At 68.9% G+C, this 18,447-nt stretch carries 15 protein-coding genes; 11 read left to right on the forward strand and 4 right to left on the reverse strand.

Annotation, left to right across the window (positions count from 1 at the left end; genetic code table 11):
• Positions 1-194: 194 nt before the first annotated feature.
• From ACTWP8_RS14935 to ACTWP8_RS14950, 4 genes are all read left to right on the forward strand, one after another.
• Positions 195-1,436: an aminotransferase class V-fold PLP-dependent enzyme gene (locus tag ACTWP8_RS14935; RefSeq protein WP_443322633.1), complete on the forward strand. Its 1,242-nt coding sequence runs from the start codon at positions 195-197 to the stop codon at positions 1,434-1,436.
• A gap of 93 nt (positions 1,437-1,529) precedes the next feature.
• Entirely contained in the window at positions 1,530-2,831 is a 1,302-nt protein-coding gene (locus tag ACTWP8_RS14940; protein WP_443322634.1) for an ABC transporter substrate-binding protein, read from the forward strand.
• A 2-nt stretch (positions 2,832-2,833) separates the two neighbouring features.
• Positions 2,834-3,844 (forward strand): carbohydrate ABC transporter permease, encoded by a 1,011-nt coding sequence (locus ACTWP8_RS14945; RefSeq protein ID WP_443322635.1) that lies wholly within the window; start codon positions 2,834-2,836, stop codon positions 3,842-3,844.
• Complete coding sequence (locus tag ACTWP8_RS14950) at positions 3,841-4,677, forward strand: carbohydrate ABC transporter permease (protein ID WP_443322636.1); 837 nt, start codon at positions 3,841-3,843, stop codon at positions 4,675-4,677. Before ACTWP8_RS14945 ends, ACTWP8_RS14950 begins: the two co-directional genes overlap by 4 nt.
• 181 nt (positions 4,678-4,858) lie before the next feature.
• Here the strand turns inward: ACTWP8_RS14950 and ACTWP8_RS14955 are convergent, their stop codons facing one another.
• Entirely contained in the window at positions 4,859-5,425 is a 567-nt protein-coding gene (locus tag ACTWP8_RS14955) for a TetR/AcrR family transcriptional regulator (RefSeq protein ID WP_443322637.1), read from the reverse strand.
• A gap of 75 nt (positions 5,426-5,500) precedes the next feature.
• Between ACTWP8_RS14955 and ACTWP8_RS14960 the strand changes: the two genes are divergently transcribed.
• Together ACTWP8_RS14960 and ACTWP8_RS14965 are read left to right on the forward strand one after the other, a co-directional pair.
• Positions 5,501-5,998, forward strand: a complete 498-nt coding sequence (locus ACTWP8_RS14960) for an FBP domain-containing protein (RefSeq protein ID WP_443322638.1) — start codon at positions 5,501-5,503, stop codon at positions 5,996-5,998.
• 136 nt (positions 5,999-6,134) lie between these two features.
• Positions 6,135-7,409, forward strand: coding sequence for a GDSL-type esterase/lipase family protein (locus tag ACTWP8_RS14965; protein ID WP_443322639.1), 1,275 nt, complete (start codon positions 6,135-6,137; stop codon positions 7,407-7,409).
• Between the two features lie 252 nt (positions 7,410-7,661).
• On the opposite strand, the gene ACTWP8_RS14970 is transcribed toward ACTWP8_RS14965, so the two are convergent.
• Entirely contained in the window at positions 7,662-9,746 is a 2,085-nt protein-coding gene (locus ACTWP8_RS14970; RefSeq protein WP_443322640.1) for a SpoIIE family protein phosphatase, read from the reverse strand.
• 449 nt (positions 9,747-10,195) lie between these two features.
• Here ACTWP8_RS14970 and ACTWP8_RS14975 point away from each other — a divergent pair, with 449 nt between their 5' ends.
• From ACTWP8_RS14975 to ACTWP8_RS14985, 3 genes are all read left to right on the forward strand, one after another.
• On the forward strand, positions 10,196-10,546 hold the full coding sequence (locus ACTWP8_RS14975) for a VOC family protein (protein WP_443322641.1): 351 nt from the start codon (positions 10,196-10,198) through the stop codon (positions 10,544-10,546).
• A gap of 251 nt (positions 10,547-10,797) precedes the next feature.
• The gene (locus ACTWP8_RS14980; protein ID WP_443322642.1) at positions 10,798-11,994 is read left to right on the forward strand and encodes a cytochrome P450 family protein; all 1,197 of its coding nucleotides are present in this window, start codon (positions 10,798-10,800) and stop codon (positions 11,992-11,994) included.
• 76 nt (positions 11,995-12,070) lie between these two features.
• Positions 12,071-12,598: a DinB family protein gene (locus ACTWP8_RS14985; protein ID WP_443322643.1), complete on the forward strand. Its 528-nt coding sequence runs from the start codon at positions 12,071-12,073 to the stop codon at positions 12,596-12,598.
• Positions 12,599-12,671: 73 nt separating this feature from the next.
• Here ACTWP8_RS14985 and ACTWP8_RS14990 read toward each other — a convergent pair whose 3' ends face one another.
• Positions 12,672-13,649: an AraC family transcriptional regulator gene (locus ACTWP8_RS14990; RefSeq protein WP_443322769.1), complete on the reverse strand. Its 978-nt coding sequence runs from the start codon at positions 13,647-13,649 to the stop codon at positions 12,672-12,674.
• Between the two features lie 493 nt (positions 13,650-14,142).
• Between ACTWP8_RS14990 and ACTWP8_RS14995 the strand changes: the two genes are divergently transcribed.
• Positions 14,143-14,859, forward strand: a complete 717-nt coding sequence (locus ACTWP8_RS14995) for a LuxR C-terminal-related transcriptional regulator (RefSeq protein ID WP_443322644.1) — start codon at positions 14,143-14,145, stop codon at positions 14,857-14,859.
• A 64-nt stretch (positions 14,860-14,923) separates the two neighbouring features.
• On the opposite strand, the gene ACTWP8_RS15000 is transcribed toward ACTWP8_RS14995, so the two are convergent.
• Positions 14,924-16,222, reverse strand: coding sequence for a beta-ketoacyl-[acyl-carrier-protein] synthase family protein (locus tag ACTWP8_RS15000; RefSeq protein ID WP_443322645.1), 1,299 nt, complete (start codon positions 16,220-16,222; stop codon positions 14,924-14,926).
• 376 nt (positions 16,223-16,598) lie between these two features.
• Here ACTWP8_RS15000 and ACTWP8_RS15005 point away from each other — a divergent pair, with 376 nt between their 5' ends.
• A complete protein-coding gene (locus ACTWP8_RS15005) occupies positions 16,599-18,395 on the forward strand; it encodes a fatty acyl-AMP ligase (protein ID WP_443322646.1) in 1,797 nt (598 codons plus the stop codon).
• Positions 18,396-18,447: the final 52 nt, after the last annotated feature.

Consider the following 18,447-nt stretch of genomic DNA (forward strand, 5'->3'; position numbering starts at 1 on the left):
CGCCGACCCTCGATTCACTGTAGCGAGTCATCAGATGTCTTGTGCGGGTCGCTGGCAATTCATCTGATGACTTCTCCCTGCAGGACCCTTGCTTGCCCGGAAAGAGCCGTGCCAGGATGCCGAGTCATCATACGTGTCATGGTCCGCGGTCTGATGTCCCGCAGGACATTCAGGTCCGGCAGATGTGGAGTCATGTGAGCGAGACCGAGGTCACCACCGCGCCGCGCCCCCTGCTGCTGGCCGACGGACGGGCCGCCGCCCGTGCATGGTCGCTGGACCCCGCCCTGAGGCACCTGAACCACGGTTCATTCGGGGCGGTTCCCCTGGTGGCACAGGAGCGGCAGAACCAACTGCGCGCGGAGATGGAACGCTCCCCGGTGGTGTGGTTTCCGGCGCTGCCGCAGCGGATCGCCGACACCCGGGTCGAGCTAGCGGATTTCCTCCGGGTCGCCCCCGAGGACCTTGTCCTCGTGCCGAACGCGAGCGCCTGCGCCAGTGTCGTGTACGCCGGCCTGACCCGCCGCCACGGCGGGGAGATCGTCGTCACCGACCACGGCTACGGGGCCGTGACCATGGGCGCCGAGCGGCTGGCGCGCCGCTGGGGCGGCCGGGTCCGCACCGCCCGGGTACCGCTGGACGCGGACGAGGAGCAGGCGTACGAGGCACTGGCCGCCGAGATCGGCGAGGCGACGGACCTCATCGTGCTGGACCAGATCACTTCGGCGACCGCCCGCCGGATGCCGGTGCAGCGGATCGGCGCGGAGGCGCAGCGGCGCGGCATCCCGCTGCTCCTGGACGGCGCGCACGCCCCCGGTCTGATCGCCGCGCCGCTCGCCGGCGTGACGTGCGACTTCTGGGTCGGCAACCTGCACAAGTGGGGTTGCGCACCGCGCGGCACCGCGGCGCTGGTCGCCCGCGGCCCGCTGCGTGAGCAGCTCCACCCTCTGATCGACTCGTGGGGTGCGGCCGATCCGTACCCCGACCGCTTCGACCAGCAGGGCACGGTGGACGCCACTGCCTATCTGGCGGCGCCGACGGCGCTCGCCTTCATCGACAGCACCTGGGGCTGGCAGACCGCCCGCCGCTACATGGACGACCTGGCCGACTACGCCGAGCGGGTCGTCGGCGCCGCGTTCGCCGAACTGACCGGTGTCAGCAGCACCGTCGACGTGGGCATGCCGGTCCCCGGCATGCGGCTGGTGCGGCTGCCCGCGGGCCTCGCCGCCAGCCGCGTCGAGGCCGACGCGCTGCGCGACCGGGCTGCCCGGGAGCTGGGAGTGGAGGCGGCGTTCACCAGCTTCGGCGGCGCCGGCTATCTGCGGCTGTCCGCACATGTCTACAACACCCCCGCAGATTACGAGTACTTCGCCGAGGCCTGCGTCCCTGTCCTCGGCGAGTGGGCCCGCACAGCCCGCGAGCAGCACAGCGCGCCGTAGCGGCGCACCACCGTAAGCCCCGTCCCCGAAGCTGCTGCCGGCGCGGCCGTCAGCCAAGGAAATCCAAGGAATCCAAGGAAAGAGGTCAGCGCTATGAGGAGAAGGACGGCAGCTCTCGCCCTCGGTACAGCCGCCGCGATGGTCCTGACCGGCTGTTCCGCCATGAACCCCGGTGACAGCACAGTCACCCTCACCATGGTCGAGAGCCTGACGAACCCCGCCCGCACGGATCTGCTCAAGAAGCTCATAGCGGACTTCGAGCAGCAGAACTCCAAGATCAAGGTCAATCTGATCTCGCCGCCCACCGAGCAGGCCGACCAGAAGATCCAGCAGATGCTCCAGTCCGGCAGCGGCGTGGACGCCCTGGAGGTGCGGGACATCACCGTGGGCCCGTGGTCGAACAACGGCTGGCTCTACGACATGAAGAAGGACCTCAAGGGCTGGAAGGGCTGGCAGGCCATGACGGAGAACGCCGTCAACGCCTCCGAGGACGCCAAGGGCAGGACCTACTTCGTCCCGTACGGCTTCTACGGGCTGAGCCTGTTCTACCGCACCGACCTGATCAAGGAGGCCGGTTTCAGCAAGCCGCCCGCCTCCTGGGACGAGCTGCTGGAGCAGGCCTCCGCCATCCACGACCCGGCGAAGCGCCGGTATGGCTACGCCTTCCGCGGCGGGGCCAACGCCAACAGCAACGCCACCGCCGTCATCGAGGCGTACGTCGCAGACAAGGTCGACCCCGCCAACGGCTACAAGCTCAAGAACGGCAGCACGATCTTCTCCGCGCCCGAGGCCCAGGAAGCCCTCGAGACATACCTCAAGCTCTTCAAGCAGGCATCCCCCAAGTCATCCGTCTCCTGGGGCTACCCGGAGATGGTCGAGGGCTTCTCCAACGGCTCCACGGCCTTTCTGCTGCAGGATCCTGAAGTGATCGCCACGGTCTCGGAGTCCAAGGCGGTCTCGAAGGACCAGTGGGACACCGCCCCGCTGGTGGCCGGGCCCGGCGGCAAGACCGTCCAGCCGCTGGCCACCGCCGGGTGGGGTGTCGCGGACGGCAGCGAGCACAAGGCCGAGGCCGTCAAGCTGGTCGAGTTCCTCTCCCAGGGCGAGGCGTCGACGACCTTCACCAAGGAGAACAGCCTGGTGCCGATCCTCAAGTCGGCGATCGACGACCCGTTCTACAAGACCGGCCCCTGGTCCAGCTACGTCACCATGACCGAGCACCCGGAGACGTACCTCAACGTCAGGCAGCCGCGCGGCGTCGCCTGGTGGACCGAGTGGGAGCAGAAGGCCGACGCCGACGTGCAGAAGCTTGTGCTCGGCAAGATGACGCCCAAGGAACTGCTGGCCGCCTGGGACGCGTACTGGACCGAGAAGTGGCAGCAGGAGAAGAAGTAGGCATGCCCGCCGCGTCCGCGACGACGAAGACGCAGAAGACGAAGACGACAGAACCGAGGACGGGGCGCCCCTCCCGCAAGGGGGGCGCCCCGCCCGCCCGCGGCGCAGCACCGGGCCGCCGCAGGCCGGAGTTCACCGCCCGCCGCGGACTGCTCATTGCCGCCTTCATGGCGCCGGCCGCGGTCTTCGTGGCGGTCTTCACGTACTACCCGATGGTCGCGGGCAGCCAGATGGCCTTCCGTAACTGGAAGTTGACGGATCTGACCGATACCTCCTGGGTGGGCCTGAAGAACTTCCGCGAGGTCTTCACCGACCCCGCCTGGGGCACCGTTCTGGGCAACACCGCCGTCTGGGTCTTCGGGTCGATCGTGCCCCAGCTGGTGATCGGCTTCGCGCTCGCCCTGTGGCTGCGCCGCCGGTTCCGCTTCCGCGGCCTCTACCAGGCGCTGGTCTTCTTTCCCTGGGCGATCTCGGGCTTCCTCATCGGCATCCTCTTCCGCTGGCTGTTCAACAGTGAGTTCGGCGTCGTCAACGACCTGCTGCAGAAGGCCGGGCTGATCGACGAGCCGATCGCCTGGCTGGCCGATCCACAGACGGCGATGATCGCCGTGGTGATCGCCAACATCTGGTACGGCGTCACCTTCTTCGCGATCATGCTCCTGGCCGCGCTGCAGTCGATCCCCGACGAGCTGTACGAGGCGGCGGCGCTGGACGGCGCCGGCAAGGTGCGCACGCTCTTTCAGATCACCATCCCGTACATCCGGATCACGCTGGTGCTCACCGTGCTGCTGCGGGTCATCTGGATCTTCAACTTCCCCGACCTGATCTTCGGCATGACGGGCGGCGGGCCGAACAACGAGACGCACATCGTGACCACCTGGATGATCAAGATCACCCAGCAGGGCGACTATGGCAGGGCCTCCGCGCTGGGCCTTCTCGTGGTCGCCACGCTGCTGGTGTTCGCGGTGTTCTTCCTCCTGGCCACGCGCCAGAAGCGAGGGGTGAGGTCGTGATCGGCAAGGAGACCGCGGCCGGCCGGGCCACCAGGTTCGCCTTCCTGGGGCTGTGGCTGGTCTTCACCGGCTTCCCGCTCTACTGGATCACCGTCACGTCGCTCAAGGCGCCCGGCGACATCTTCGCCTTCCCGATCGCCTACTGGCCCGAGCACGTCTCGCTGGAGAACTACAGCGGGCTGTTCGGCAAGGCGGACTTCGGGGTCTACCTCGCCAACAGCCTCATCGTCGCGACCGTCGCGGGCGCGGCGGCCACGGCGATCTCGATGCTGTCGGCGTACGTCCTGGCGCGCTTCGAGTTCCGCACGAAGTCCGCGCTGCTGATGGCCGCCCTGGTCACCCAGATGATCCCCGCCTTCATTGCGCTGGGCCCGCTGTACCTGCTCATGACCGATCTCAAGCTGGTCGACAACCGTCTCGGGCTCGTCCTCGTCTACATCGCCGTGTGCATCCCCTTCTGCACGGTGATGCTCCGCGGCTTCTTCGAGAACATCCCGGACGCACTGGAGGAGGCCGCCATGATCGACGGCCTGTCCCGGTTCGGGGCGCTGTTCCGGGTGCTGCTGCCGGTGATGCGTCCCGGAATCGTCGCCGCGTTCATCTTCAACTTCGTCAACTGCTGGAACGAGCTGTTCCTGTCGGTGACGCTGATGAACAGCGACGGCAACAAGACCATCCCCACGGCCCTGAACGGGTTCATCTCCAGCTTCAACATCGACTGGGGCTCGATGTCCGCGGCGGCCGTGCTCACTATCCTGCCCACGATGGTGCTGTTCGCCTTCGCCAGTCGCCACATCGTCCAGGGGCTCACCTCCGGCGCGGTGAAGGGCTGAGGGGAGGTCAGGCGCCCGCTCCAGCCTCGCGAGCTGTGCGACGGAGAGCCTCGGTCGGCCGTCGGAGCGCGGCCGCGCAGAAGGAGCGTGCGGCTAACGCGCGCTCCTGGCTCTGGCGATGATGCCGTCGAGCGCGCGCGCCCGTGCGTGCAGACGAACGCGCAGGCCGTCCGCCACCGCCTCAAGGCGACGGCCAGTTTCTGAGCAGGACGTCGAGGGCGTCCAGAACTCTGTCCCAGGAGGTGTCCACGCCGCGCGCGTGCTGGAATGCCTCCGCCGTCTCCAGACTGACGTACCCGTACAGCGTGCTGTGCAGCAGCCGCACCGCATGGGTCTGCTCAGCCTCGGGCAGCTCATAGCCCCGCAAGATCGCTCGAGTCATCTCGGCATGCCGGCCCGCCGCACTGGCAGCCGCCGTCTCCGGATCGAGCCTGAACTGCGTCGCCGCGTACCGGCCAGGATGCTCCTTCGCATAGACCCGGTAGGCGTTGGCGAAGGCCACCAGCGCGTCCTTGCCCGCACGCCCGGCCAGCTCGAGAGCGACCTTGTCGGCGAGCTCCGCCAGGGCCAGCACCGCCACCCTTGCCTTCAGGTCGTGCACGTTCTTGATGTGGGCGTACAGGTTGGCGTCCTTCACGCCGAATCCACGCGCGAGAGCCGAGACGGTCACGTTGTCGAAGCCGACCTCGTCGGCCAGGTCCGCTGCCGCCCGCGTGAGACGGTCCACGGACAGCCGTACACGAACCATGAGTCTCTCTCTCCATCTCCTTAGTGCAATTAATGTTTTGCAGAGTACTCCTAGGGAGAGGTAGCTTCGCGGGCCATGAGGCCTGTCACCGAGCGCGAGATCCGCGCATCCTTCGTCAACTGCTCCAAGGGGGAGGCCCAACGGGTCGGTCTCCCCGGCGACCTTGACGACCGGCCCTGGGAAGATCTCGACTTCCTCGGCTGGCGCGATCCGGGCGCACGCGAGCGCGCGTACCTGGTCGCCGAACGTGACGGCGGCCTCGTCGGCATCGCGCTTCGGGCGGCCGGCGGCGCGTTCCGTACCTTCACCGCGCGCAGCATGTGCTCGCTGTGTTTCACCACGCACACCTCCGGCGGTGTGGTCTTGATGACCGCGCGCCGCACCGGCCAGGCCGGCCGCCAGGGCAACTCGGTCGGCCAGTACGTGTGCGCCGACCTCTCCTGTTCCCTCTACATACGGGGGAAGAAGACCGCCACGGCGGGCAGAGGACTCGACGAGTCCCTCCCCGTGGCAGAGAAGATCGCCCGCACACGGGGCAAACTCGAGGGTTTCCTGGACCAATTGACCGGCTGACGACATGGCGGATGTGTCGGGCACGGCGAGCCGCTCACTGCGCACGCGCCCTCAGGGCCGACGGTCTACGCCCTTTCTCCGAGCCGCCGCGTGATCGCGCCGGTGCCGTATCGGCCCGACCCCTATGCGAGAACCCATGACTGACTGGATCACGACACCCATCACCGCGGACCTCCTGCGCGGCGCCCTGGATCTGGAGCGCACCGGGCACGGGGTGCTGCCGCACCGGCTGCCCGCCCGTGCCCGCGCCCAGTGCGCCGACGGGCAGTTGGCCATGGCGGAGGCTCAGCCGTCGGGCGTACGGCTGGTGTTCCGCACCCGGGCCACTGTCGTCGAGCTGGATACGCTCCGCACCAAGATGGACTACCAGGGCGCCCCGCCCCGTCCGGACGGCGTGTACGACCTGCTCGTCGACGGCCGCCTGGCCGGTCAGGCCAGTGTGACCGGCGGCAACGTCCTGATGGTGGACATGGCCACCGGGTCCGCGGAAACCCGGCCCGGCCCGGTCGGCACCGCCCACTTCCCCGGTCTGCCCGACCGGGTCAAGGACGTCGAGATCTGGCTGCCGCACAACGAGGTCACCCAGCTCGTCGCCTTGCGCACCGACGCCACCGTCGAGACCATCCCGGACCACGGCCGCAAGGTGTGGCTGCACCACGGCAGTTCGATCAGCCACGGCTCCGACGCCGTAAGCCCCACCACGACCTGGCCGGCGCTGGCCGCCTCCCTCGGCGGGGTGGAACTGATCAACCTCGGTCTGAGCGGCAGCGCCCTGCTCGATGCGTTCACCGCGCGCGCCCTGCGCGACACCCCCGCGGACCTGATCAGCGTCAAGATCGGTATCAACCTGGTCAACACCGACCTGATGCGGCTGCGCGCCTTCACCCCGGCGGTGCACGGCTTCCTCGACACCATCCGCGAGGGGCACCCCACCACTCCGCTGCTGGTCGTCTCGCCCGTCCTGTGCCCCATCCACGAGGACACCCCCGGCCCCAGCGCCCCGGACCTCAGCAACCTCAGCGAGGGAAGGCTCCAGTTCAAGGCCGCGGGCGACCCCGCGGAACGCGCAGGCGGGAAGCTGACGCTCAACGTCATCCGGGACGAACTGGCCCGCGTCGTGAAGCAACGGTCGGCCGACGACGCGAACCTGCACTACCTCGACGGCCGCGACCTCTACGGCGAGACCGACTTCGCCGAGCTGCCGCTGCCCGACCAGCTCCACCCTGACGCCGCCACACACCGCCGCATCGGCGAACGCTTCGCCGCCCTGGCCTTCGGCTCCGGCGGACCGTTCGGCTCCGACCCCATCGAAGAGACGAGTCCGGCTCACGCCTCGGACAGCGATCGGCGAGCCAGTACGCGATGGAGCCCGCACCGGCGCCCAGTTCCAGGCAGTGCCAGGACGATGTGATGGGGAGGCCTCGGATGATCGAAATCGTATGTGAGTCCACATTCCGTTGGATGGAGTCCAGACGGTTTCGTACGTGAGAAGCGTTCTTGTCCGACCTGCCGGTGCCGTACCGGTGATTGGTGAGAGCGGGCTGATCGCCATCCATGGTTTCCCGGTTTCTTGATGTTGCCGCATCGAGCGTGAGCGTAGTGGGGGAACCGAGCCCCGCCGGAGGCCGCGTCACAGGCCGGTTGAAGGCTCGTCGCCGGGATGTCAGCGGTGGACGCGAGCGATGAGCAGGGCGACGTCGTCGTGGTTGCCGGGGTGGCGCAGGGCGTGCAGGAGCTGGTCGCAGGTTTCTTCCAGGTCGGTGCGGGGGTCATGAAGGAGGGTGAGCAGGAGGCTGAGGCGGGTGTCGATGTCCTGGTGGCGGGTTTCGATCAGGCCGTCGGTGTAGAGGAGGAGTTGGTCGCCGGGGAGGAGCGGGACGGTGGTCGTGTGGAAGGCGATGTCGCCGACGCCGAGGGGGGCAGCGGTGGGCAGGTCGAGCAGCTCGGGCGGGCGGCCGGGCCGCAGGAGGACTGGGGGCAGGTGGCCTGCGGTGGCGATGCGGCACTCCTCGCTGTGGGGGTCGTAGACGGCGTAGAGGCAGGTGGCGATGGCCTGGTCCAGGCCGGTGCTGCTGCGGTCGACGTGGTGCAGGATCTGGTCGGGGTCGAGGTCGAGGTCGGCCAGGGCGCGGGTGGTGGTGCGTAGCTGACCCATCGTGGCTGCGGCGGTGACGCCGCTGCCCATGACGTCGCCGACGACGAGGGCTGTCTTGTCCGCGGTGAGGGGGATGACATCGAACCAGTCGCCGCCGACTTCGCTGGCGGCTCCGGCGGGCTGGTAGCGGTAGGCGATCTCCAGGCCCGGCTGGGGCGGTGGCGGGTGGGGCAGCAGGGAGCGCTGGAGGGTCAGGGCGACGGTGCGCTCGCGCTGGTACCAGCGGGCGTTGTCGATGGAGACCGCCGCCCGGTTGGCCAGCTCTCCGGCGAGGACGAGATCGTCGTCGTCGAAGGGCAGGGGATTGCGGATGCGCTTGAGATCGAGGGCGCCGAGCACGGTGCCACGCGCGATCAGCGGGACGGCCAGGTAGGAGTGCAGACCGGCGCGGCCCAGGAGGAGGGCGGCATCGCCGTTGCGGGCGATGTGCGGCAGGTCGCCGTTGGTGACGTGGGGGACGAGGACGGGAGCACCGGTGGTGACGACCTGGGTGACCAGCCGGTCGGTTTCGTACCGGGTGGGCTCGCCCACGGGGTCGGCGGCGCGGATGGCCTCGGTGGGGTAGGCCGCGGCCACGGCGAGTGCGCGGAAGAGTGCGGGCTCGGCGGGTTGCGTGCCGGGGAGGCTGGGGTGGAGCAGCGTGGTGTCGAGGACATCGACGGCGGCCAGGTCGGCGAGGTCGGGGACGACGATGTCGGCGAGTTCGCGGGCGGTCTGCTCCAGGTCGAGAGTGGTGCCGATGAGCACGGAGGCGTCCGCGATCAGAGCGAGACGCTGGCGGGCGTGGTGGGCCTCGGCGGCCGCGCGGTGCCGGTCGGTGACGTCGACGACCGAGGTGGCCAGACCGAGGACTTTGCCGTTGGGCGCTTCCAGCCGGTGGTAGGAGACCGACCAGGCGTGCTCTGTGTCCGGGTCGGCCGGGGTGCGGCCGAGGAGGTTCTGGTCCACCAGGGGAGTGCCGGTGGCCAGGACCTGGCGCATCGCGGATTCGATCACGTCGTTGTCCAGCCAGGACACGGGTTCGCGCACGCCTCGGCCGATCTGCTGGTCGGCGGGCAGCCCGCTGATCCGCTCGAACGCCGGATTGACGGTGACGTAGTGCAAGCCGGTGTCCAGGACCGCCAGGCCGATCGGGGACTGCGAGACCAGCCGTGTGGACAAGGCCACGTCCCGCTCCACCTGGCGCAGGGTCGCCTGGTTGGTGGCGAGCCCGAGCGCGTAGAAGTCCCCGCGGTCGTCGGTCAGCCGCATGTTGCGGAACTCCAGCAGCCTGCTGCTGCCGTCCTTGTGCCGCACGGGGAAGACGCCCGCCCAGCTCTCCCCACTGCTCATCACCTGGGTGAACAAGTGAAGGATGAGGTCCAAGTGCTCGTCGGCGACCATCAGCCGGGCGGCGTACCGGCCCAGGGCCTCCTCGGCGGTGTAGCCCAGGAGCTGTTCCGCCTGCGGGCTCCACAGCACGATCCGCCCGTCCGCATCCAGCACCACCGCCGCGACGGCCAGTACGTCCATCAGCCCGCCGGGAGGCGAAGGACCGAAGGCGGCACGGCCGGGCGGCCCCCCGAGATCGTCGTGGAACCGTTCGGAGCCCATGCTCAGCCGCTCCCTCCGCCCAGCGGGAAGGCCCGGATGTGCTTCCATCGTCTCTCAGCACCGGTGGAGCCCGCAGCTTCCGCAGGAGCAGCACCCCGCCGGGGTTTCATCCGGGTTTCACCCCCTACAGTCACAAAATTTAGCGTTACGGCTGTAGGAATCGGTCTCGCCACGGCCCGCCGGTTCGCCGCGGAAGGCGCGACCGCGTACCTCACCGGCCAGCGCAAGGCCGAGCTCGACGCGGTCCAACCCCACAACCGGATCGCCATCGCCGCCGAGCCATCACCGATCCGTGTCGGAACTTCGGTGATCGGCGCATGAGCCCAGGCCTGCCGCGGGCGGGAAGGTATGGGCGGCCGCGACGGTCGGGTCGGCCTGATCAGGCATGTGTGGAGGGTCGGTGAACGATTCAACAGTTCGGGAAAGTCGAATTGATCTTAGGGGTGGGCATGAAGGCGCTTGCCACGCTGGCCCGGCTGTATGTGGATGACCTGGACCGCGCTCTGCCGGCCCTGCGCGACCTGACCGGCCGGGAGAGCGGGGTGCGGTTCGCGTACGGCGACGTGGAGGTGGTGAGTATTGGCGGTTTTCTGCTCGTCGCAGGCACTGACGAGGCCCTCGCCCCGTTCCGGAACGTCCAGAGCACCGTGCTCGTCGACGACCTGGACGGCGTGCAGGAACTTCTGAACACACGCGGCGGAGAGATCCTCTCGGGGCCGAACCAGGTGCCGACCGGCCGGAACGCCATCGTGCGCCACCCTGGGGGAGTCGTATTCGAGTACGTCGAGCGCACGGCCTGACCCGACGTTGCGGCAGTCGGCCGGAGCGGGCCGCCGAGGGCAGCGGAACACCGGGTTCGCCGTGCGCCCGCCCCAGCCCGGGCGGGGATTCTCCCGCGCCAGGCGCAGCACCGGGGCGCGAATGGGGTGCACAGTCCGTGCAGGATTTCGCGGTTGGCGCGGACCGCCGGCCGGGGGGAGATCGGCCGGATCACGACCCCCAGTGGGGTGGGCTGCCGACTAGCGTGATGTTGCCAACGGAGGGGGCGGCCATGAGCACGGACACGACAGTGGACCTCGGCGCACTCGGAGAGGACTTCGTCCGGAACCCATATCCGGTCTACGCGGAACTGCGGACGCGCGGCCCCGTGCACCGGATCCGGATGCCCGAGGAAGCCGACGCCTGGCTCGTCGTCGGGTACGAGGCCGGGCGAGCCGCACTCGCCGACCCGCGCCTTTCGAAGGAGTGGAGGAATGCCTCGGACTCCCTGACGCTGAGCAGCGTCGCCGCGGGTTCGCACATGCTGAACTCCGATCCCCCGCGCCACACCCGGCTGCGGAAGCTGGTCGCCCGGGAGTTCACGCCCCGCCGCATCCAGGAGCTCCGACCGCGCGTCCAGCAGATCACCGACGAGCTGCTGGACGCGATGCTGGCCCGCCCCGACGGTCGCGCCGACCTCGTCGACGCGCTGTCGTTCCCGCTGCCGATGTCCGTGATCTGCGAACTGCTGGGGGTGCCGTTCCTCGACCGGGAGCGGTTCCGTACCTGGTCCAACGACTCCTTGTCGTCGCCCAGCCGGGACACGCGGAGAGCGGCGACCGAGGCGGTCTCCGGCTACCTCGGCGAGCTGCTCGAGCAGAAGCGGCAGCGGCCCGGCGAGGACCTGCTGAGCGCGCTGATCCGCACCACGGACGAGGACGGGGACCAGCTCTCCTCTGGCGAACTCATGGGTACGGCCTGGCTGCTGCTGGTCGCCGGTCACGAGACCACGGTCAACATCATCTCCAACGGCGTCCTCGCCCTGCTCCGCCACCCCGACCAACTGTCCGCTCTCCGCGCCGACTTCTCCCTCCTGGACGACGCCATTGAGGAGATGCTGCGCTACGACGGCCCGCTCGAGACCCCGACGTATCGCTTCACCACGGAGCCGGTGGAGATCGGCGGCACAGTCATCCCCGGTGGGGGAGAACTCGTCCTCGTCGCCCTCGCCGACGCCGATCGCGACCCGGCCCGCTTCCCGGAGCCGGATCGCTTCGACATCCACCGTGGCCCCCGCGGTCACCTGGCCTTCGGCCATGGCATTCACTACTGCCTGGGCGCCCCGCTCGCCCGCATGGAGGCCGCCATCGCGATCCGTACGCTCCTGGAGCGCTGCCCGGAACTCGCCCTGGACGCCCACCCGGCGGCCCTCGCATGGCGCCACGGCATGCTGATCCGCGGTGTCCGCCACTTCCCGGTGCGCTGGTGACGTCAAGACACGGCCCGAGCAGCCTGTTCGGCGAGACCGCGCCGGTGCTGCGCCGGCCTGTGCGAGGGTGGCGTGCATGGGTATGACACCGGACGGGCGCCCCATACCGCCCCCGCACGCCGATGAACGCGCCATGCTCGAAAGCTGGTTGGAATTCCACCGAGCCACGCTCGCGCTGAAGTGCGCGGGGCTCGACGACCGTCAGTTGCGCCTGGCCCCGGTGGCACCGTCACCGATGACGCTGCTGGGCCTGGTCCAGCACATGGCGGAGGTGGAACGCAACTGGTTCCAGCGGGTGTTCGCCGGACGCGACGTGCCACCGGTGTACGAGGGTGGGAAGGGAGACGGTTTCGCGCTCGCTCCCGACCGCGGGATCGACGAGGCGCTGGCCGTCTGGCGCGCGGAAGTCGCACGGAGCCGCGAGCTGATCGCTGCCTCTTCGCTGGACGACTCCGGCAAGCTCTCGGAGCAAGAGGCCGGGCACGTCGGGGACGACGGGGTTTCGTTGCGCTGGATCCTGGTCCACATGATCGAGGAGTATGCGCGCCACAACGGCCATGCGGATCTGCTCCGGGAGAGCATCGACGGTGTCACGGGCGCTTGAGGGGGCGCTTGATGTTCGAGGCGGATCATGGGGGCCATAGCCGGAAAGCGACAGGGGGGCCGCGCCGCGTTCCTCAGTAGGGCCGGGTGGGCACGCTGGTGCGGTAGGCGCCGGGGGTGGCACCGGTCCATCGGCGGAACGCGCGGATGAACGCCGCCGCATCGGCGTACCCGAGTCGTACGGCGATCTGTTCGACTCCGAGTCCGATGGTGGTCAGCATCTCGACAGCGCGAGCGTGCCGCGCCCCGTCGACAAGACGCCGGTAGGACGTGCCTTCCTCGGCCAGACGCCGGTGCAGCGTGCGGGTGGAGACGTGCAGCGCCGCTGCGGCGACGCCCATGTCGGGGATCCCCTCCGGCCACTGCATGAGCAGATCCCGTACCCGCGCGGCGAATCCGGTGTCGGCGCGGCGGGCCAGCAGGAGCCTGCACTCGCGTTCGCACACCTGCATGGTGTGCCGGTCCGCCTGAGGCAGGGGCTGTTCCAGTTCCGCTGCGGAAGTGACGATCGCGTTGCGCGGCGCCCCGAAGGCGATCGGCGCGTCGGCGAACGCCTCGTGCGGTGTGGATTCTTCGGGCCGCGGGAATCGCAGATCCAGCCGGAGGGGCCTGAAGGGCCGCCCCAGAATGGTGTCCAGGATGGTGCAGATGTTGGCCAGTTCCCGCTCGACGAAGAAGTGCCGCACAGGCTGGGGCACAAACCCGTCGTCCAGGACGAGGTGGACCTCGTCCCCCTCCTCCTGAAGGTGGATCCCGACCATGGCGAAGGTGAGTTCCAGGTAGCGGAGTCCCACAGCCGCCGCTTCGCGCAGCGTCGGGCTGGTGAGCAGGGCGAAGCCCCACACGCTGTACGTGCGCAGCGGAATCCGGCTGCCGACCTCCAGCCCCAGGCCAGGAGCATCGCCAGTGGCGCGGACCAGGTTCTGCGCCACAACGAGCTCCTGCACGGCTCGGACGTGCGAGGCATCATCGGCAAGGGCGCTCGCGTCCACACCGCTGCCGTCGAGGCACCCCCGTACGGGCACCCCGCGCTCGACCCCGACGTCCACCATCGCACGCACGCCGGCGATGCCTCGCTTGAACAGCCGCGAAGCTGTGGAGACTTCGTCGACCGCCGTCGTGTGTCCGGAACGGCCAACAGCATGGCCGCCATTGCCTAAGACCAGCACTGCGAATCCCCCTAGCGTCGGAAGGGATCGATGCGGCATATCCCGCCGAGGGTTGCTATTCACCCTAACCGGGACGTGCGTGGGGGCCAGGGGACGTACGTGGAATCAGCCACGGTCATCTGGAGGCTCAGCGCAGCCTCGCAGCCCTCGCGTGTACAACGGCTGTACCGGAAAGTGTTCTTGAGCAGGACCCGTGAACGCACCGCGATGGTTGATGGTTGATGGTTGATGGAGGCAACGGGGGCATGCCGTCGGCAGCGCGCGAGCCATGAGGAGGAAACAGTTGAGGAGCTGAAACACCTGAAACTCCCCGGTCAAGGAAGACCGCGGAGTTGGATGGGACCACACTTCCCGAATCGCACAGGCGGAGTGAGTGATGGACGACTTCAGCACGCTTGACGTCATGCTGGTCGACAATGAGGATCTCGTACGCCGCGGTTTCCGGCAGGCCCTCGGGGAGTCACCGGATATTACGGTGGTCGCCGATACGAGGGTCGGCGAGGAGGCACTGCGCATGGTCGGGCTGCGGCGACCGCGGGTCGTACTGGTCGACGCCGAATACGAATTCATCCGGAAACTCGCCCGGCCTTCCGGTGCTGCAGCATCCGGAATCGCGCCAGGAATCACGCCCGGAATCATTGTCCTGACGAGCATCGACCTCGACAGCCATCTGTTCCGATCGCTGAAGGCGGGCGCGAGCGGGTTTCTGCTCAAGAGCGCGAGCCAGGAGGAGCTGACCTCAGCCGTCCGTGCGGTCGCCGGCGGCGGTGCTTTCCTTTGCCCCAAGATGACCCGGCGGCTGATCGACCGGTTCGAGATCCTCCCACCACCCCATGAGCGCTCCCACGCGGTGGCCCTGGCCGGCCTGAGCGGCCGGGAGACCCAAGTCCTGTGCGGTATAGCCAAGGGCAGGTCGAATCAGGAGATCGCCCACGAACTGCATGTGACGCCCGCGACCGTGAAGTCCCACGTGTCCCGCATTCTCGCCAAGCTCGAGCTGCCGAACCGGATGCACGCGGCGCTGATGGCCCAGCGGAGCGGACTGGTGCACTCGCCTCAGGCCTCGGCAGCCCCCGAGCCCCTGGTCCCCTAGGCGTCCAACAGACCGCCAGGCCCCCCTCCGGTCTTCCGGCCTCTCCCGGGTCCCGGGGCCGTGGTCAGGCGGGCTTCGTGAAAGCGAGGACCACGTTGTGACCGCCGAAACCGAAGGAGTTCGAGATGGCCGCGGTGACGTTGGCGGCCCGCGGGCTTCCCGTGACGACCTCCACCTTCACCTCGGGGTCCTTGTCGTCGAGGTTCCTGGTCGCGGGAATCACGCCGTTGACGATGCTCAGGACCGTGAAGATCGCCTCGATCGCGCCTGCCCCGCCTATGAGATGGCCCGTCATCGACTTGGTCGCCGTCACGAGAACATGCGGACCGAGCGATTCCAGCACTGCCGAGGCCTCGATGCGGTCACCGACGGGCGTACCGGGAGCGTGAGCGTTGACATGAGCGATGTCCTGCGGGTCGAGGCCGCCGGAGCGCAACGCCTGTCGGATCGCACTGATCTGACCGTCCGCTGAAGGAGCCGTCATGGCGTGCGCGTCGGAGCTCATCCCCGTACCGGCGAGCGTGGCATACATCCGCGCGCCACGAGCTTTTGCGGATTCGGTTCGTTCCAGTACGACGACGCCGGCGCCCTCGGCCATGACGAAGCCGTCGCGGGCGCTGTCGAACGGCCGCGATGCGCACTGAGGTTCCTCATGACGGCTGGACAGGGCTCCCATGCGGGCGAAGGCGGCCATGGACAGCCGGCCGAAGCATGCCTCGGTGCCGCCGGCGACCACGACATCGGCCCGCCCGGAACGCAGTATGGCGAGCCCCATGGCGATGGCCTCCGCTCCGGAGGCGCAGGCGCTGGTCGGCGCGTGGGCGCCGGCGCGGGCGTTGAGGGCCATGCTGACGGCGGCGGCCGAACCGTTGGGCATCAGCATCGTCACCGCGAACGGCGATACGCGGCCCGGTCCCTTCGCCGAGGACACGTCGTGCTGGTCGACCAGCGTCCTCCCTCCGCCCAGGCCGGTGCCGATCACCACGGCCAACCGCTCCGGCGCCACCTCGGGCGAGCCCGCGTCAGCCCATGCCTGCCGGGCCGCCACCATCGCTATCTGCTGGCAGCGGTCCATCCGCCGGGCCTCGACCCGGTCCAGCACCTCGGTCGGTTCCCGACTCAGCCGGCCTGCCAGCCGCACGGGCAGGTCGCGGGCCCACGGTTCGTCGAGCACGGTGATCGGGGACGCGCCGGCGAGCAGTGCCGTCCAGGTGGAGTGGACGTCGCCCCCCAGCGGCGTGGTCATTCCCAAACCGGTGACCACAACGCCGGTCGTACCGAGGACTTCCCCGTCCGGAAGATCGGGGAGATCGGGGAGCTTCGGGTAGCCAAAGAAGTATTCGTCAGATGCTTCGTAGGACATCGCGGTTCCCTTTCTGAAGCCTTCTGGGGAAGTGTTCTCCCTTGGACACGGGCCATTCCTCGTCCACTGGCCGTCCCATGACGGTAGCCAGTACGAGGCGCTTCCCGTAACGGCCGTCGGACGGAATCGTGAGGGCGACCTGAGGCCCGTCGACATCCGTCTTCCGGGTTACTCGACACTCCGCCTCCAGTAGGGGGGTCGACGCCATCCGGCGGCGGATACCCGATATTTCCCGGCCGACTTAACATCTCTTCGAGTCCGAATGACCGCGGCGCAGGCATACGGCCATTGGCTGAGTGATGGCCGAGTCCTGGCCGGGTCAGCGGGAGGAATGGCGCAGGCACGGGAAATGGCCAGGCCGAACAGGAGGAACACGATGTCAGAGGATGCCGTCACGGAATCCCGGCTCGAGCCGACCACCTTGGTCGAGCTCTGCCGGTACCGCGCATCCAGGGAGCCCGATCGACGGATGTTCGCCTTCCTGGAGAACGGCGTCGAAGAGTCCGACTCGCTCACCCTCGCCCAACTCGACGCCCGAGCAAGGGCCATCGCCGCGCGTCTGAGCGGGCATGCACCGCCGGGCGCCCGCGCCGTGCTGAGTTACCCGCCGGGCCTGGACTTCGTGTCCGCCTTCTTCGGCTGCCTGTATGCGGGCCTGATCGCGGTGCCGGCTCCTCCGGTGCTGCGCGTCGGCGTCGACGACCGGTATGCGCGCTTCCGGGCAATCATCAACAGCTGCCGACCGGATCTGCTGCTGTCGAACGCGTCCAGGCTGGACCGTGTCGACGCGTTGCTGAAGGACATGTCGGGATCCCGCCGTCCGACCTCTGTGGCGACCGACGAGATCAGTGAGACGGACGCATACGGCTGGAATGCCCCCCACATCGATCCGGATTCGGTGGCGTACCTGCAGTACACCTCCGGCACAACCGGTCCGCCCCGGGGCGTGGAGCTCACCCATGGCAACGTCCTGAACAACCTCTCGCTGATCCTGGCCAACGGCACCCGGGCCACGGATGACATCGACCGGGTGCCGCCCGTTGTGTCCTGGCTGCCCGTGTTCCACGACATGGGACTCATCACCGGGGTCCTGCAGCCGATCTATGTCGGGTACGACGCCGCACTGATGCCGCCGACGGCGTTCGCCCAGCATCCGGTCAACTGGCTGCGCGCGATATCGGACCGCGGGGCGGGCATCAGTTCGGCACCCAGCTTCGGGTACGAGCTGTGCCTGCGGCGCGTCTCCGAGGAGCAGCTGCGTTCCCTCGATCTCAGCGGCTGGCGGATCGCCGTGGTCGCCAACGAGCCGGTACGCGCAGAGATGATCGACCAGTTCAGTGCCATGCTCGCCCCGTACGGCTTCCGCCGCGAGGCGTTCTTCCCGAGTTACGGCATGGCCGAGTCCACCGTCATGCTCAGCGGCGGGCCGGTGGAGCCCGAACCGGTGATCCGCAGGTTCGATGCGGTGGCGCTGGCGAAAGGCAAGGTGCAACGGGCCGGGCCCGAGGACGAGGCCCGCCGACTGGTCGGGCTGGGCCAGTTGCACCCGTCCATGACCATCGCCGTGGTGGATCCCGCCACCGGCGAACCGTGCGCCCCGGACGAGACAGGGGAGATTCTGGCCTCCGGACCGAGTATCGGCACCGCGTACTGGAACGACCCTGAGGAGACGGCGCGCACGCTCAACGCCACCGTGCGCGGCCACGACGGCCGTCGGTTCCTGCGGACCGGCAGCCTCGGCTTTCTGGACGGCGGTCAGCTCTTCGTCACCTGCCGGGTGGCCGACCTGATCGTCGTGGACGGGATGCAGCACTACCCGTACGACATCGAGGCGGCCGCGGCGGAAAGCCACCCCGCCATACGGGAAGGCCGCTGCTGCGCCGTCACCGTCGAGGACGGCCGACGCGCGCGCCTCGTCGTCCTGGCCGAGATCGACAGCCGGTACTCCGTCGCCGCCGACTCCGTCCCGGACAGGCCGTCAGGTGTCCGCGTGACCGTCGAGGCGGGCGAAGTCGAAGAAGCCATCCGGGAGGCGGTCTTCGCCGCCCACGGCCTCCGCGCCGACGACGTCCTTCTGGTCAAGGCCGGTTCGCTGCCGTTCACCACCAGCGGCAAGCTGCAGCGCGCACACTGCCGGTCCAGGTACCGGGCGGGGGCATTCGAGACGGTCTGACCATCGCTCCATGCAGGGAGGCGCGCGAACTGCCGCCGCCTCCTTCCTCCTT

It is taken from the genome of Streptomyces sp. 7N604 (assembly GCF_052245475.1).
GTDB lineage: Bacteria > Actinomycetota > Actinomycetes > Streptomycetales > Streptomycetaceae > Streptomyces.